This is a genomic window from Streptomyces sp. SD31 (assembly GCF_052068475.1).
Lineage (GTDB): Bacteria > Actinomycetota > Actinomycetes > Streptomycetales > Streptomycetaceae > Streptomyces.
Genome location: NZ_JBQHCX010000027.1, coordinates 13,518 through 28,381 on the forward strand (window position 1 = coordinate 13,518; position 14,864 = coordinate 28,381).

A 14,864-nucleotide genomic window follows, 5' to 3' on the forward strand; every position below is an offset into this window, starting at 1 on the left:
CGCTTACATCGCTTACATCGGCCGGGTCACGATTCCGGCTGGGTCACGGTCAGCGCCCAGCGGATGTTGTCCGCCGAGGCGTCGACGGCCACCTGGAAGGAACCGGCGCGCATCACGCCGGGGTCCATGGTCACCGAGCCGACCCCTGCCTCCCCGGCCGGACAGTCGACGGAGAACGCGGCGACCTCGGCGTCCTGCGACCACATGGTCACCTGTACATTGCCGTCCCCCTCGCACGCCACGGTGAGCACGGTCGGCAGGCGCTCCCCCACGCCCGCCGACACGACCCCGCCGTCGCCCGTCCACTCCTCCACCCACACCAGGCCATCCGGCCCGGGGTGGGGCAGCAGGACATCGCCCGACGCGGCGGCGGGCGCCGCCCCGAGGCCGGTCAGCCCGCAGGCCGCCAGCGCGGTTATGGCCAGGGCTCGACGTGTCCGTCTCATGGTTGTTCCCCCTGATGGTCCGTTGGATCTGTTGGGTAGTCGGATCTGCTGGTCCGCAGATCGCCCACAGTCTGCCGTGGCGGATGACCTTGTGCCTGAGTTTTCGTACTCAGGGTCGCCGGGCAGGCCCTTCTCGGAGGTGATCGTCGGATGCCGCTGCCGAGCCTGCTCGCGGTCTTCGCCCACCCGGACGACGAGTCCCTGTCCTCGGGCGGAGTCCTCGCCCGGCAGGCCGCAGCGGGCGCTCGCACCGGGGTCGTGACGGCGACCTGGACCCCGGCCACGCAGCGCGGCGCCGAACTCGCCGAGGCGTTGCGCATTCTCGGCGCCGGTGAGCCGCGGATGCTCGGCTACGCCGACGCCAAGTTGCCGCACTCCGCCCCCGGCAGACCGCGGTTGCTGGACGCGCCGCTCGACGAGTCGGTGGGGCGGCTGGTGGCCCACATCCGGCAGTTCCGCCCGCAGATCGTGCTCACCCACGACGCCTACGGCGGCGTGACCGGCCATCCCGACCACGTGCACACCCACCGCGTGACTACCCTCGCGGTCCAGTCGGCCGGGCTCGAACGCCTCTACCGGGACGCCGGTGCCCCCTGGCAGCCCAGCGCGCTCTACCTGGCCACGCACCCGCACTCGGCCCTTGGGGCGCTGGGCGAGCTGGCCCGCGCGGGCAAGGCGATGAACACGGTGCCGGACGAGCGGGTCACCGCGACCGTCGACGTGAGCCCCTGGCTGAAGCAGAAGTGGGCCGCCGTACTGGCCCATCGCAGCGAGGTGGAGCGAGGGGCGGCACCGGGCCTGCTCGCCGGCTTTGCGCCGGAGGTCCGGGAGGGGTTCCTCGCCACCGAGTGGTACATCCGCCAGGACGCCGTCTCCCCGGTGTCGGGCCAGACCGAACTGACGCCTTGAGCTGGAGACCTTGAGCGAGAGGCCCAGGTTGAACTCAGGCTCAGCCGGCGACCTGGAGTGGCGCACCCCTTCGCGACGGCCCGCCAAGACCGTCCGCGACCGGCCCCCCTACCCGCTGCAGCCCCAGCCGCCGGGCGCTGAACAGCACAAATCCATGAGTCTGGGTGGCATCTAGCCGTTGCGTGGAACGTTGTCAATGCCCGACACGCGCGCAGAAGTGTGATGGGACGTCAGTCCGATCCCCCGAGCGGCTCAATTCGACACCAAGTCACTGGCCGCTGCGCTCTTCTGATGAGCCATCACATATGCGCCTCGGGCTTGCGGACGCCCGATCGGCCCCTTTCCATCACCCCTCCAACATTTCTGAGGTGGCGACAGAATTAAACATCAGTATGTTCATTCATAGTCGGCCAGGCTCGGCTGACATCCGTGAGAGATGGAGAAAACGCCTGTGAGAAGGAGAATCGAAATGCGTACGCGTACCGTTGTCGCGATCGCATTTTCGGTCGGTGTCGCCGTCCTTGCTGCAGCCAGTGTGAACTACGCCTCGGCTTCCAGCTCCGCCCCGGAATCCGCCGCATCGGCGCTGGAGGCCGCTGCCTATGTCCCCCAGGGAGGCGACGGCCAGACGAACTTCGGCCACCAGAGGGACAACCACGGAAACCACCAGGACGACGATCACGGACAGATCCACGTCAACGAACGAACGTTTTCAGCCGAGCAGGGTGTGTGCACCGCTGTGATCAGTAGTCCCGCGACCAGCTTCAACGTCCGAAACGAGAGCGATAAGACCGTCGAATTCTTCACCGGGATTACATGCGACAACGGGCCGGCAATTGCGACTATTGGGCCCCGAAACTCGAGCAGTGCAATTCCCGGCACGACGGTCGCCGACGGGGCGGTGGTGCCGATGGCGCTTGTCGGCAGCTTCCGAGCAATCGACAACGACAAGCGTCACTGACCCTCACCTCGATCAGGGGCAGCGAAAAGCCTACCTGTGTGCCACTGGGACCCGGCCCGCCGCAATCGGGCCGGGCCGTGCCCATCGAGCAGCGGCCGGCAAATGGCGCGGACCTCGCCCCCTGACTCCAGTCGGCCGAAGACGGTGGCTTCGGCGGCGAATGCGTCCGGGTGGGTTCGCGGCTTCTCGATCGTTGTCAGCGGCGTGACGGACTCGGCTGCGGGGAAGGCGAATACCCGGAGACGAGTCACCGTCATGCCTCGGGCTCGATGCCAACCACCTGTAGTCACATACGAGTTGTCCTTGCCCAGTGGCTGGTTCGCTGGGCGCTACTCGGCGGCCAGTGCCTCCCGCATGGCCTTCGCCGTGGTGGCCGGGTCGTAGTCCTCCGCGACGCCTTCGACCATGATGATGTCGCCCTCGATGTGCCGGGAGCGCAGGGGCGCGATCTCCTGGTAGGCGGGCGAGTCCCACCACGCCCGCGCCTCGGCGATGCCGGGGAAGCCGATCATCACGACATCCCCGGGCCAGCTGCCCTCCTTCGTCTCGTGCGGCGTGGCATGCACGAGGAAGCGGCCGCCGTACGGCTCGAAGGTGGCGGGGATGCGCTCGATGTACTCGGCGACCTCCGGGTGCGCGGTCGCGTTACGGAGGTGGGCTATCGCGTAGGCGGGCATGGTGTCCTTCCGGTCGGTCGGGCTCCCTGTGCTCACGAGCGTGGCATAACGGCTTGCCGGTAGCGATTACCTGCCGGGTAATGCAGCCCGGGGGGGGGAGGGCTAGTTGATCCCCTCGATGAAGTGGTCGAACTCTCCCGCCTGTACGCCGAGTACGAACGCGTCCCACTTGCGGCGATTGGTGGTGACCACGTTGTTGTCCGGGTCGCTGGTCTCGCGGATGTAGACGGGGGCGTCGCCGTCGTTGCCCTCGCCGAAGGCGATCTCGATCCAGGGGCCGGGGCCGGTTGCCTCCGGCGGGGCGGCGCGTTCCCAGGTGAGGTTCGGGGGCATGTCAGGCACAGGGGGTTTCTTTCTTGAGGGTGGTCAGGAGGGCGTGGAAGGCGGCCGGGGCGGCCGTGAGTATCGCGCCGGTGGGGTCGCTGGGCGCCGAGCGGGTACGCGCACTGGCCTGGGACACGGACCCGAGGGTCCCGCCAGGGTTCGTAGCCGAGGGTGCCGCCGTGCCTCCGTGCGACGCGGAGCACGGTCGGGGCCTGCATCTCGTGCGGGCCTGCGCCGACGCGACAGGCGTTTCGGTGCTGCGGGAGCGGGGGGCTTGCGGTTGCTCGAACCGCTGCACATCGAGATCACTGCCGGCGATTTCCCCGGGTACGGCGCTCAGCCGCACGGCGTCTGACGCTTCTCTCACCTTCGTCGGTCACAGTGGTGCCGATGTCCCCGATGCCCCCGATGACCCGGATGAAGCGCACCGCCCGCACCTCCCGTCTCTCCCTTTACGCCGTCAGCCTCCTCCTCGCCCTCACCTCGGCCTCCACCTCGGCCGCCGACGCCGGTGCCGGTCCTCTCGGGGTGACCGCCTTCGCCGCGGCGACGGCGCGGAGTGCGCGGGTCGGTGCCCTGTTCGCGGTCGACCGTCGCGCTCACCTCCGCGGCGGGCACTTCTGCACCGCGTCCGTCGTCCACAGCCCTCACCGGAACCTCGTCGTCACCGCCGCCCACTGCCTGGAGGGGAGGACGGACGAGCTCGTGTTCGTGCCCGGGTACCGGGACGGCAAGGCGCCGTACGGGGTGTGGAGAGTGGGGAGGTGGTTCCTGCCGGAGGGGTGGGCGAAGGAGCGCGACGAGGACAGTGACGTGGCGTTCGGGGTCGTGGCCGATCGGGGCGGGAAGGGGGTCGAGGACGTCGTCGGCGGCAATCGGTTCGTCACCGGGACGGCCACGGGGGCTACGGCGGTGACCGTCACCGGTTACCTCAACTCCCGCGAGACGCCGATCAGTTGCAGCGACAAGCCGACCCTTCGCGACCGTACGCAACAACGCATCGCCTGCCCCGGCTTCAGCGGAGGGACCAGCGGAAGCCCTTGGGTCAACGGGGACGGGGCGGTCGTCGGGGTGCTGGGCGGGCACGACGGGGGTGGGGCCACTGCGGACGTGTCGTACAGCGTGGTGTTGGGGGCGGAGGCGGCGGGGCTGTATCAGGAAGCGGAAAGGGGTTCCCCGACGAACTGATCTTTGTGGCAAGGTCAGTTCGGTGGACGCACTGAAGGACCGGGACCCGGCGCACATAGGCGCCTACACGCTGCTCGCGCGGCTCGGGGCGGGCGGTATGGGGCAGGTCTATCTGGCTCGGTCGCCGGGTGGGCGGCTGGTCGCCATCAAGGTCATCCGCGACGAGATCACCGACCATCCGGAGGCGCTGGCTCGGTTCCGGCGTGAGGTGGAGACGGTGCGGGCCGTGCGGAGTGCGTATACGGCGAACCTGATCGATGCCTCGCTGGATGACGCGCCGTACTGGCTCGCGACCGAGTATGTGTCGGGGCCGACGCTGAGTAAGGCGGTGGGGGAGCGCGGGGCGCTGCCGGCCGACAGCGCGCGGCGACTGTTCGCGGCCCTGGCCGAGGCGCTGGCGAGCGTGCACGGGTACGGCGTGACGCACCGGGACCTCAAGCCGCAGAACGTGATCCTCTCGCCGCAGGGGCCGCTGCTCATCGACTTCGGCATCGCCCGTGGCGCGGCGGACACGGCCCTGACCCAGACGGGGCTCACGCCGGGGACGCCCGGGTACACCGCGCCCGAGGTGCTGATCAGCAATCAGGTGGGGGCGGCGGCGGACGTGTTCGCGCTCGGAGCGACGCTCGCTTACGCGGCGACGGGCCGTCCGCCGTTCGGTTCCGGCCCCATGCACGCGGTGTCGTACCGGGCGGTGCACGAGGACATCGACATCGCCGGCGTAGAACCGGGACTGGCCGAGCTCATACGGGAGTGTGTGGCCAAGGACCCGGCCGGGCGGCCGGGGCTGGACGCGGTCATCGCGCGCTGTGCCGTGTCCTCCGCGCTCGCCGAGGATCCGTTCTACGGGCGGCTCAGCGGCGATGCCGAGGCTGTGCCGCAGGACCTCCGGGCGGCGGTGGCGGCGGGGCTGGTGCCGCCGGGGCACGGGGAGCCGACGCCACCGGCGTACCCGCCGACCGCGGGACCCGGTTATGTGCCGACGGCCGTCCCGGCGTACGTACCGACGCTCGCGCCTTCGGCGCCGACGGCCGTACCGGAGAGGGGCCGCTCGCGGCGTACGCCCTGGATCGTGGCCCTAGCCGTCGCGGTGGTGGTGGGGACTGCGTCCGCCGTGACCTTGCGGGTCCTGGACGGGAAGGGGGAGGAGGACGGCGGGTCGCAGGCGCGGGGCGGCGGCTCGGCGTCGGCATCTCCGTCAGCGTCAGCGTCCGGGAGCGGCACGTCCGCGGCACAGAAGGCGCCGGAGTACATCGTGCGGAACCGCCGCAACGTCGATGTCTGGAACAGCTCCGAACGCAAGTGCGCGCAGGTCGGTGCGGTCAGCGCGCCCGAGGAACTCCAGTACAGCGCGGTCGACGCGGACGATCCCACGGCCGCGTCCGTCCAGGAGAGGGCGAAGATCTCCGTCCGGTTCAAGTACGCGGAGATGCTGCCCAAGAGACCCGATCCGTACTACGTCTCCGTCGGAGTGAAGCCGCCGCACGACATCTCCCCCTCGACGGGCATGCCGTACAAGGCGCCGAACCAGACCATCGGCTACACCAGCAAACCGGTGGACATCTACACGCACTGGAAGGCCGGGGGGTTCATCGAGCTGACCTACCCTGACGACTTCCAGTGGCACTCGGAGACGGGCAAGCCCATTGACGCGATCCCCGTCGCCAACGACCCCGGTGACTGGACGGTCGTCTTCTACCACGTCAACGGCAGCCCGACGGACTACGAGAGCATCGGTTGCGACGGCTTCAGCGTGGGAAGCTCCTAAACTGGCGCGGGCGGACTCCCGGCGGGCGAGGGGCGGTTGACGGTGCGTAAGGCATGGATCGTGGCGGGTGCCGCTGTCGCGGCCGGGCTCAGCTTCGTGATGCTGCTCGTCGTCGGGGTCTACGTCGTCGCCGGGAACCTCGCGGGCGGCGTGGGCGGCGGGGCCAAGACCCTCGCCAAGGGCGCTGTGCCGGCCGCGTATCAGACGCTTGTGCAGAAGTGGGGCAATCTGTGCTCCGCCATCAACCCCGCGCTGCTCGCCGCCCAGCTGTACCAGGAGAGCGGCTTCAACCCGAAGGCCCAGAGCCCGGCGGCCGCCCAGGGCATCGCTCAGTTCATCCCGGGCACCTGGGCCACGCACGGCGTCGACGGCGACGGTGACGGCGACCGCGACGTATGGGATCCGAATGACGCGATTCCATCGGCCGCGTCGTACGACTGCAAGCTCGCCTCGTACGTGAAGGACGTCCCCGGCGACCCGACGAAGAACATGCTCGCGTCCTACAACGCCGGGGCGTACGCGGTCATCAAGTACGGGGGCGTGCCGCCGTACAAGGAGACCCAGAACTACGTGAAGACGATCACGACTCTGGAGGAGAGCTTCGCCGCGCCCGTCAGCCGTGTCGACCCCAGCAAGCAGGCCGCCGGGGCCATCTACTACGCGCAGAAGAAGCTCGGCACGCCCTACCTGTGGGGCGGAGACGGTACTGCTGCGGACGGGGGACGGTTCGACTGCTCCGGGCTGACCAAGGCCGCTTACGAGAGTGTCGGGATCACGCTGCCGCGCGTCGCCAACGATCAGTACAACGCCGGACCGCATCCGGCCAGGAGCGAGCTGCTCCCCGGCGATCTGGTCTTCTTCTCGACGGACCCGACCAACTCGCGGGCCATCGACCATGTCGGGATTTATGTGGGCGGCGGGTACATGATCGACGCACCGAGAACGGGTGCTGTGATCCGGTTCGACCCGATCGACACCGCGAAGTACTTCGGTGCCACCCGGGTCACCGAAGATGGCGCGAAAGCGCTGCCCACGACGGTGTAGACGGAGCGTGAACCCACCCCCTGAGCTGCGGCGATGGGTATCTCTTCGATAACGTCTGAGTGATCATTCAGTGGAGTGTGGAACGTATTAACAGGAGCCGTGCGTTCCTGGTGACGTAGCCGGATCTACAACCACGGGGGTGGTGGGCGGAGCGGCGTACGCAAGATGCGCCGGAGACACGACGAAGGGGCCGCGGCATCATGGCTGGACTCGCAGAATCCGGGTCGAACCCCGACGTCGAGCTGCTCTACGACATCAATGGCCTGGCCAAGGACGCGCCGCGCTGGTTCGACCGGGTCATGGAGTACGTCGGTGAGTACGGGCTCGTGCTCGCCCTGGTCCTGCTCGCGGTGTGGTGCTGGTGGTCCGTGCGGCGACGGGGTGCGGAGGACGCCGCCTCGTCGGTGGCCGCGCTCGTGTGGGCGCCGCTGGCCGCCGGGATCGCGGTGCTCGTGAATGTGCCCATACGGGGGTTCGTCGAACGGCCCCGGCCGTTCAACGACCATCAAGGGCTCGAAGTCCTGGTGTCCGGCAAGACCGACTACTCGTTCGTGAGTGATCACGCGACGATCGCCATGGCTCTGGGGGTCGGGCTGTTCGTCGCGAACCGGAAGTTCGGGCTGGTCGGGATCGGGCTCGCGCTTCTCGAAGGGTTCTGCCGGGTCTATATGGGCGTGCACTATCCGACCGATGTGGTGGGAGGGTTCGCGCTCGGTACGGCTGTCGCGCTGCTGCTGTCGCCGTTGGCCATGGCTCTGCTGACGCCCGTGATGTCCGCGATCGAGCGGTCGCCGAGGGGTGGGTGGCTGATCCGGTCGCGGGGGTTGTCCCGGGCGGGTGGGCAGGACGCGTTGATTCCGGGGGCTCGGAAGGAGTCGGCGGGGGCTGAGGAGCGGGACCTCGCGGCGTAGCTTCGCTGGGGCGGTGCCTCGCTGTGTCAGCGCCTCGCTCTGTCGGCGCGCTTGGCTTCGATGGCTGCGCGCCGACGTCTGTGACGGCTATGGCCGTCTGCGGTACGTGGCTACAGCGCCTGCGGGTACGTGAAGAAGCCCTGCGGGTCGTACTGCTTCTTCAGCTTCATCAGGCGCGTTGCCGCGTCCCCGTAGTACGCCTTGCGCCAGTCCCTCAGGGTCGGGTCGGTGTAGTTCTGGTACGCGGCGCCCGAGGCGTACGGCCGCATCGCGTCGTGTGCCGACTTCAGCCACGCCTGGGCCGTGGAGCCCGTCGTGCCGGCGCGCCATGAGGCGATGTACTGGGCCAGCATGCGGGAACGGCGGTGCACGAAGGCGGTCGCGGTGGGGGAGACGCGGTTGACGGCACCTCCGAGGGCCGTGAGCGCGATGCTGCCGGAGCCGCCGCGGACCGACTCCATCTGCTTCAGCAGGGTGCGGATGCCCGCGGACGAGAGCGAGCGGTCGAAGAAGTCCGACTTCGCCGTGTACGTTTCGCGGCCCAGCGCGCCCTGGGGGGAGCGGCCCGGGGTGGAGCCGGGGAGGTGGCACTGCGCGTCCGTGGTGAAGGAGGAACAGCCCGCGTAGAGCTCCATCGCCGCCTCGTACGAGCGGCGCTTGAGGGCGACGTTGCTCGCGGGGCCGGGGCCGCCGGGGCGGTCGGCCAGGCGGTCCACCGCGTTCTGGAGTTCGCCGTAGGTGCCCAGGGAGAACGCGGCGACGGAGATGGTGGGGGTGCCGCCCACGTGGTTCGAGATGCTCAGGGCCGACCAGATCTCGTCGGGCTGGGTCGGGCCCCACTCCTGCCAGGCCTTGATCAACGCGGCCGCCTTCGACCAGGGCCAGGTCATGAACGCCGTTACGGCCTGGGGGGCGGGGTGGGTCTTGAAGTGCAGTTCCGTCACGACGCCGAAGTTGCCGTTGCCGGCGCCGCGCAGGGCCCAGAAGAGGTCCTTGTGGGTGGTGGCGTTGGCGGTGAGCTGCTTGCCGTCGGCGGTGATCAGGGTGGCCTGGGTGAGGCTGTCGCAGGTCAGGCCGTAGGCGCGGGAGGTCACGCCGTGGCCGCCGCCGAGGGTGAGGCCGGAGACGCCGACGGTGGGGCAGGAGCCGGCGGGGATGGTGACGCCCTTTGCGGCGAGGGCTCGGTAGACGTCGATGAGTTTGGAGCCGGCGCCGACTACTGCGGTGGTGCCCGAGGCTCGGATGCGGTTGAGCTTGGAGACGTCGATGATCAGGCGGTTGTTGCCGGAGGACCAGCCGGCGTAGGAGTGGCCGCCGTTGCGGATGGCTACGTGGAGGTTGTGAGCTCGGGCGTAGGCGAGGGTGGTGCGGATGTCGTCGGGGTGGGCCACGTAGGCGACTGCGGCGGGCTTCAGGGCGTCGAAGCGGGTGTTGTAGAGCTGGTGGGCCGACTTCCAGTCGGTGTCGCCCGGGCGGATGAGGCGGCCGTCGAGGTCTCGGGCGAGGGCGGTCCAGTTGGCGGGGGCGGAGGCGGTGGTGGAGCGGGTGGCGGTGGTTTGTGTGCGGGTGCCCGTTCCGGGGTTTGTGCTTGTGCCTGCGTCGGTGGCTGCGCCTGTGTCCGTGCTCTTGCAGGCGGTTGCTGCCAGGGCGGTGAGGGCTGCTGCGCCGCCGCCGATGAAGGTACGCCGTTCCATGTCGCCTCCTGGGGGTTACGTGGAACGAGACGGGGTGGTGGGGGTCGGGGTTCCATGGTGCGGTGGTCGTTTCTGCGCCGGTCTGGGGGGTCTCGCCCCCGCCGCCCCTACCCGTCCCATCCAGAAGGGGCTCCGCCCGCCCCTTCGACCCCGCTGGGGCTGCCGCCCCAGACCCCGCTTCGGCCCTGAACGGGCCTCCTCCTCAAAACGCCCCCAAAGGGGGCACCCCCAGACGGGCTGAGATGCCTGAGCCGGCGTTGAGAGGTGAGGCCCGCCCCGCCTACAGGAACGCCAGGTGCACAACCCCGAACGCCGCCGCCGCCACCGCGGCCGCCGCAGGCATCGTGATGAACCAACCCAGGACGATGTTCTTGGCCACGCCCCACCGCACGGCGTTCACCCGCTTTGTCGCGCCCACGCCCATGATCGCGGAGGTGATGACGTGGGTCGTGGAGATCGGGGCCTTGAAGAGGAAGGCCGTGGTGAACATGATCGACGCGCCGGTCGTCTCCGCGGCGAAGCCCTGTGGGGGATCGAGTTCGATGATCTTGCGGCCGAGGGTGCGCATGATGCGCCAGCCGCCCGCGTAGGTGCCGAGGGACAGCATCACGGCGCACACGATCTTGACCCACACCGGGATCGGGTCGCCGTAGTCCTCGACGTCGGCGATGACCAGGGCCATCACCACGATGCCCATCGTCTTCTGGGCGTCCTGGAGGCCGTGGCCGAGGGCCATGCCGGCGGCCGAGACCGTCTGCGCTATGCGGAAGCCCCGCTTGGCCTTGTGCGGGTTGGCGCGTCGGAAGATCCACATGATCGCCGTCATCACCAGGTAGCCCGCGCACAGGCCGACGATCGGTGACACGAACATCGGGATGACGATCTTCTCCAGGACGCCATGCCAGTACACCGTTGTTCCGCCTGCCAGTGCCGCTCCCACCATGCCGCCGAACAGGGCGTGGGAGGAGGACGACGGCAGACCGAAGTACCAGGTGATGAGGTTCCAGGTGATCGCGCCCACCAAGGCCGCGAAGAGGATGCCCATCCCCTTCGAGCCCTCGGGCGTCTGGATCAGGCCCTCACTGACCGTCTTGGCCACGCCCGAACCGAGGAACGCGCCGCCGAGGTTCATCACCGCGGCCATCAGCAGCGCGGCCCGCGGGGTCAGTGCGCGCGTCGACACGGACGTGGCGATCGCGTTCGCGGAATCGTGGAAGCCGTTGGTGTACGTGAAGAAGAGCGCGACTCCGATGGTCGCGACCAGCGCAAAGGTGTCCATGGGCGGGTCTCAGGACTCCTTGACGGCGATGGTCTCCACCGTGTTCGCCACGTGCTCGAAGGCGTCCGCCGCCTCCTCCAGCACATCCACGATCTGCTTGAGCTTGAGGACCTCGATCGCGTCGTACTTGCCGTTGAAGAGGTGGGCGAGGAGCTTGCGGTGTATCTGGTCGGCCTGGTTCTCGAGGCGGTTGACCTCGATCCAGTACTCGGTGAGGTTGTCCATCGTGCGCAGGTTCGGCATCGCCTCGGCCGTGAGCTCCGCGGCCCGCGCCAGCACCTCGATCTGCTGCTCGACGCCCTTGGGCAGTTCCTCGACGTTGTAGAGGACGACCAGGTCGACGGCCTCCTCCATGAAGTCCATGATGTCGTCGAGGCAGGACGCGAGGTTGTAGATGTCCTCGCGGTCGAACGGCGTGATGAACGAGGAGTTCAGCTGGTGGAAGATCGCGTGCGTGGCGTCGTCACCTGCGTGTTCCGCGGCCCGCATACGCTCTGCGATCTCGGCCCGGCCGGCGTTGTCCGCCCCGAGCAGTTCCATCAGGAGTTTCGAGCCCGTGACGATGTTGTCCGCGGACGCGGCGAACATGTCGTAGAAGCTCGTCTCCCGGGGGGTCAGACGAAATCGCACGTGGGGTCCTCAAGGTGCATCGGTTTCGGTCAGGCTGATGCTAGGCGCATCATCCGGCCACGGCTAATGGGCCGTCCTCCAGTGTCGCCCATCGGGCACAGTGGTAGGCACGGGGGCTGCCCAGTGGTCCAGTCCAGCGGCCGTTCGCGGCATCGGCCACAGGCCCTATACCCAGCAAAGTTCGGTACGATATACCCAGTAGGGGTATATGAAGCGGTTTACGTCTGGAGGACGCGATGACGACCACCGAGGCCGGCGCGGGCGTGCCCTCCGAGGCGGAGGGCACATCTGCCGTCGTGACCGACCACGACCGCGGCACCCACGGCTACCACAAGCAGAAGGACGAGCACCTCAAGCGCCTGCGCCGGATCGAGGGCCAGATCCGGGGTCTGCAGCGGATGGTCGACGAGGACGTCTACTGCATCGACATACTCACGCAGGTGTCCGCCTCCACCAAGGCCCTGCAGTCCTTCGCCCTGCAATTGCTGGAGGAGCACCTCCGCCACTGCGTCGCCGACGCGGCCCTCAAGGGCGGTGCGGAGATCGACGCCAAGGTGGAGGAAGCGACGAAGGCGATCGGGCGGCTGTTGCGGACCTGAGGGCGAGAGGTGCGGAGCCGAGGGCGGCCGCCGGGGGGCAGGAGTGGCTGAGAATGGTCACTCGTCCGACGTGTCGCGTTCCTCGGCGACTCTCAGGACCTCGTCGATGCTCTCCAGGCTGAGCCGGTCCTCGCGGGCGGTCGACGCCGCGATGATCAGCTCTCCGCACAGCTCGATCTCGGCGAGGGCGACGTGGTCCTGAACTGCCGTACCGCCGACCGGAGCCACGTGCATCACCTCTTCTCTGCCGTTACCGACTTCCTAGAGTAGGGAGCGGCCTACACGCCGCGCATGGCACGGACGGGCTAGTTCTTGACGCCCGTCACGCACGCATACGCCGGCCCTCACTCCGGCCCTCACTCTTCGGCGATCTTGCCCGCGTAGATGTCGTCGCCGTCCGGCAGCCGTACGTCGACGGGGGCCCCGAAGTCGTACAGCAAGGTCGTCGAGGCCACGGCGACGGCGTTGTTCTGCTGTCCGTTGACGAAGCTGAACCGGTGCCGGACCTTGCGGATCCGGCCGGCCTCGTCGAGATAGACGTCGAACGGCACCTGATCCGTGGCGAACCCTTTCGCCGCCGCTGCCAGGGATTCCTTGTTGCCCTCGGACGCGTCCCGAGCGGCGATCCCCAGGTCGGCCGTCCCCCGGTAGTGCCGCACCGGCGTACCGGCGATCTCGTCCTCACCCACATACGCCGCCGTCCGCGCCCCGCGCAGCACCTCGGCGGCGGCGAAGGGATCGGTGGCCCCGCCGGTGACGAGGTTGCCGTCGGAGAGGGACCGCGTGTCGACGCGCACCCATTTGTCGGTGGGCACACCGGCGCCCCGGTTCTTCATGAACAGGGCCCCGGGAGCGAGGAGTTCCACGATCGGCCGGTGCTCGGGGGTGCCGGCGGGGTCGTGCGGCAGCAGGACCCTCAGGCGCCCGAGCTGCTTGCCGAAGTCGTACACGCCCTCACCGCGGATGGTGACGCGGGTGCCGCCGGTGGCCATCTCCATGGACGTACGGGCCTTGGAACTGCGGGCGCCGACGAGTGCGTCGGCGGCGTTCCGCACGGTCTGCACGGCCTCGCCCTCGCGCGCGTCCTCGGCGGCGGCGCCGCTCTGGGCGCACCCGCTGCCCGTCAGACAGACACACAGGACCCCGGCCGCAACGCTCGCCCCGCGCCTCCGCTTGTGCTGCCGCTCCGTCATCGCCTGCCTACCCCCAGCCGGTACGTCCGTCACGGGCCCCCTGTCGTTCCGGTTAACGACGGGTAGGTGCCCTCGTCACGCACGGCGGGGCGTTGCCCTTACTTGCCTTGGGTAACGTTGCAGGTGTGGCGCAGAAGGACGGACCGAGCTCTTCCCGACATCACGGCGACCCCTTGGACCACCGCATGACCATGGTGGAGAAGGGCCCTTTCTGCTCAGCCCAGTGCAGCTGCGGCTGGCGAGGGCCGGCGAGACGTGCGCGGAGTCTGGCGCGGACGGACGCGAAAGGGCATGTGGGCGGTTGAGGCCGGGGTAAGAAGGCGGTGACAGAGAGGGGCCCGCCCCCCGGGAGCCGGGGGGCGGGCCCTTTATCTGCCTCGCGGTGGCACCGCCATGCAGCACCGCGAGGGGTTTGTGTCGCCTGGCGGCGGATCAGCCGAAGCGGCCGGAGATGTAGTCCTCCGTGGCCTGGACCGACGGGTTGGAGAAGATGCGCTCCGTGTCGTCTATCTCGATCAGCTTGCCGGGCTGGCCGACGGCGGCGAGGTTGAAGAACGCCGTGCGGTCCGAGACGCGCGCCGCCTGCTGCATGTTGTGCGTGACGATGACGATCGTGAAGCGTTCCTTGAGCTCGCCGATCAGGTCCTCGATGGCGAGCGTGGAGATCGGGTCCAGGGCCGAGCAGGGCTCGTCCATGAGGAGGACCTTGGGCTCGACCGCGATCGCCCGCGCGATGCACAGGCGCTGCTGCTGGCCGCCGGAGAGGCCCGAGCCGGGCTTGTTCAGGCGGTCCTTCACCTCGTTCCAGAGGTTCGCGCCCTTGAGGGACTTCTCCACGACCTCGTCCAGCTGCGACTTCTTGTACTTGCCGTTGAGGCGCAGGCCGGCCGCGACGTTGTCGTAGACGGACATGGTGGGGAAGGGGTTCGGCCGCTGGAAGACCATGCCGACCTCACGCCGTACGGCCACCGGGTCTATGCCGGCGCCGTACAGGTTCTCGTCGTCGAGCAGCACCTTGCCCTCGACGCGGCCGCCCGGCGTGACCTCGTGCATCCGGTTGAGGGTGCGCAGGAAGGTGGACTTGCCGCAGCCGGAGGGGCCGATGAAGGCGGTGACGGAACGGGGCTCGACGGTCATCGAGATGTCCTCGACGGCCAGGAAGGAACCGTAGTAGGCGTTGAGGCCGCTGACATCAATGCGCTTGGCCATGTGAATCACTGCTTCTTTCGAGGGGGTTCGGG

Annotated in this window: 17 protein-coding genes; 7 read left to right on the forward strand and 10 right to left on the reverse strand. The window is 68.9% G+C overall.

Annotation, left to right across the window (positions count from 1 at the left end; all coding sequences use genetic code 11):
- Nucleotides 1-26: 26 nt before the first annotated feature.
- Nucleotides 27-446, reverse strand: a complete 420-nt coding sequence (locus ACTMVF_RS40150) for a hypothetical protein (protein WP_441276043.1) — start codon at nucleotides 444-446, stop codon at nucleotides 27-29.
- 150 nt (nucleotides 447-596) lie between these two features.
- Between ACTMVF_RS40150 and ACTMVF_RS40155 the strand changes: the two genes are divergently transcribed.
- Together ACTMVF_RS40155 and ACTMVF_RS40160 are read left to right on the forward strand one after the other, a co-directional pair.
- Complete coding sequence (locus tag ACTMVF_RS40155; RefSeq protein ID WP_441276044.1) at nucleotides 597-1,355, forward strand: PIG-L deacetylase family protein; 759 nt, start codon at nucleotides 597-599, stop codon at nucleotides 1,353-1,355.
- Between the two features lie 469 nt (nucleotides 1,356-1,824).
- On the forward strand, nucleotides 1,825-2,316 hold the full coding sequence (locus tag ACTMVF_RS40160; protein WP_441276045.1) for a hypothetical protein: 492 nt from the start codon (nucleotides 1,825-1,827) through the stop codon (nucleotides 2,314-2,316).
- A gap of 329 nt (nucleotides 2,317-2,645) precedes the next feature.
- Here ACTMVF_RS40160 and ACTMVF_RS40165 read toward each other — a convergent pair whose 3' ends face one another.
- From ACTMVF_RS40165 to ACTMVF_RS40175, 3 genes are all read right to left on the reverse strand, one after another.
- Nucleotides 2,646-2,993 (reverse strand): DUF1330 domain-containing protein, encoded by a 348-nt coding sequence (locus ACTMVF_RS40165; RefSeq protein WP_441276110.1) that lies wholly within the window; start codon nucleotides 2,991-2,993, stop codon nucleotides 2,646-2,648.
- Between the two features lie 102 nt (nucleotides 2,994-3,095).
- Nucleotides 3,096-3,326 carry a DUF397 domain-containing protein gene (locus ACTMVF_RS40170; protein ID WP_441276111.1) on the reverse strand — a complete coding sequence of 77 codons (231 nt, stop codon included), beginning with the start codon at nucleotides 3,324-3,326 and terminating at the stop codon, nucleotides 3,096-3,098.
- Nucleotide 3,327: 1 nt separating this feature from the next.
- The gene (locus ACTMVF_RS40175; RefSeq protein ID WP_441276046.1) at nucleotides 3,328-3,453 is read right to left on the reverse strand and encodes a hypothetical protein; all 126 of its coding nucleotides are present in this window, start codon (nucleotides 3,451-3,453) and stop codon (nucleotides 3,328-3,330) included.
- A 281-nt stretch (nucleotides 3,454-3,734) separates the two neighbouring features.
- Between ACTMVF_RS40175 and ACTMVF_RS40180 the strand changes: the two genes are divergently transcribed.
- The 4 genes from ACTMVF_RS40180 to ACTMVF_RS40195 all read left to right on the forward strand — a co-directional run bounded on the left by ACTMVF_RS40180 (nucleotide 3,735) and on the right by ACTMVF_RS40195 (nucleotide 8,228).
- Nucleotides 3,735-4,505, forward strand: a complete 771-nt coding sequence (locus ACTMVF_RS40180) for a trypsin-like peptidase domain-containing protein (protein WP_441276112.1) — start codon at nucleotides 3,735-3,737, stop codon at nucleotides 4,503-4,505.
- 22 nt (nucleotides 4,506-4,527) lie between these two features.
- The gene (locus ACTMVF_RS40185) at nucleotides 4,528-6,273 is read left to right on the forward strand and encodes a serine/threonine-protein kinase (protein ID WP_441276047.1); all 1,746 of its coding nucleotides are present in this window, start codon (nucleotides 4,528-4,530) and stop codon (nucleotides 6,271-6,273) included.
- 36 nt (nucleotides 6,274-6,309) lie between these two features.
- Nucleotides 6,310-7,317, forward strand: coding sequence for a C40 family peptidase (locus ACTMVF_RS40190; protein ID WP_441276048.1), 1,008 nt, complete (start codon nucleotides 6,310-6,312; stop codon nucleotides 7,315-7,317).
- A 200-nt stretch (nucleotides 7,318-7,517) separates the two neighbouring features.
- Entirely contained in the window at nucleotides 7,518-8,228 is a 711-nt protein-coding gene (locus ACTMVF_RS40195; protein WP_441276049.1) for a phosphatase PAP2 family protein, read from the forward strand.
- 110 nt (nucleotides 8,229-8,338) lie between these two features.
- Here the strand turns inward: ACTMVF_RS40195 and ACTMVF_RS40200 are convergent, their stop codons facing one another.
- The 3 genes from ACTMVF_RS40200 to ACTMVF_RS40210 all read right to left on the reverse strand — a co-directional run bounded on the left by ACTMVF_RS40200 (nucleotide 8,339) and on the right by ACTMVF_RS40210 (nucleotide 11,831).
- Nucleotides 8,339-9,922, reverse strand: a complete 1,584-nt coding sequence (locus ACTMVF_RS40200) for an FAD-binding oxidoreductase (RefSeq protein ID WP_441276050.1) — start codon at nucleotides 9,920-9,922, stop codon at nucleotides 8,339-8,341.
- 280 nt (nucleotides 9,923-10,202) lie between these two features.
- Nucleotides 10,203-11,201, reverse strand: a complete 999-nt coding sequence (locus ACTMVF_RS40205; protein ID WP_301999551.1) for an inorganic phosphate transporter — start codon at nucleotides 11,199-11,201, stop codon at nucleotides 10,203-10,205.
- Between the two features lie 9 nt (nucleotides 11,202-11,210).
- The gene (locus ACTMVF_RS40210; RefSeq protein WP_272119415.1) at nucleotides 11,211-11,831 is read right to left on the reverse strand and encodes a DUF47 domain-containing protein; all 621 of its coding nucleotides are present in this window, start codon (nucleotides 11,829-11,831) and stop codon (nucleotides 11,211-11,213) included.
- A gap of 236 nt (nucleotides 11,832-12,067) precedes the next feature.
- On the opposite strand from ACTMVF_RS40210, the gene ACTMVF_RS40215 reads away from it, so the two are divergent.
- Nucleotides 12,068-12,430, forward strand: a complete 363-nt coding sequence (locus ACTMVF_RS40215; RefSeq protein ID WP_441276051.1) for a metal-sensitive transcriptional regulator — start codon at nucleotides 12,068-12,070, stop codon at nucleotides 12,428-12,430.
- A 57-nt stretch (nucleotides 12,431-12,487) separates the two neighbouring features.
- On the opposite strand, the gene ACTMVF_RS40220 is transcribed toward ACTMVF_RS40215, so the two are convergent.
- The 3 genes from ACTMVF_RS40220 to pstB all read right to left on the reverse strand — a co-directional run bounded on the left by ACTMVF_RS40220 (nucleotide 12,488) and on the right by pstB (nucleotide 14,832).
- Complete coding sequence (locus tag ACTMVF_RS40220) at nucleotides 12,488-12,664, reverse strand: hypothetical protein (protein ID WP_441276052.1); 177 nt, start codon at nucleotides 12,662-12,664, stop codon at nucleotides 12,488-12,490.
- A gap of 122 nt (nucleotides 12,665-12,786) precedes the next feature.
- A complete protein-coding gene (locus ACTMVF_RS40225; protein ID WP_441276053.1) occupies nucleotides 12,787-13,623 on the reverse strand; it encodes a hypothetical protein in 837 nt (278 codons plus the stop codon).
- Between the two features lie 432 nt (nucleotides 13,624-14,055).
- On the reverse strand, nucleotides 14,056-14,832 hold the full coding sequence (pstB, locus tag ACTMVF_RS40230; protein ID WP_274240520.1) for a phosphate ABC transporter ATP-binding protein PstB: 777 nt from the start codon (nucleotides 14,830-14,832) through the stop codon (nucleotides 14,056-14,058).
- Between the last annotated feature and the right edge of the window lie 32 nt (nucleotides 14,833-14,864).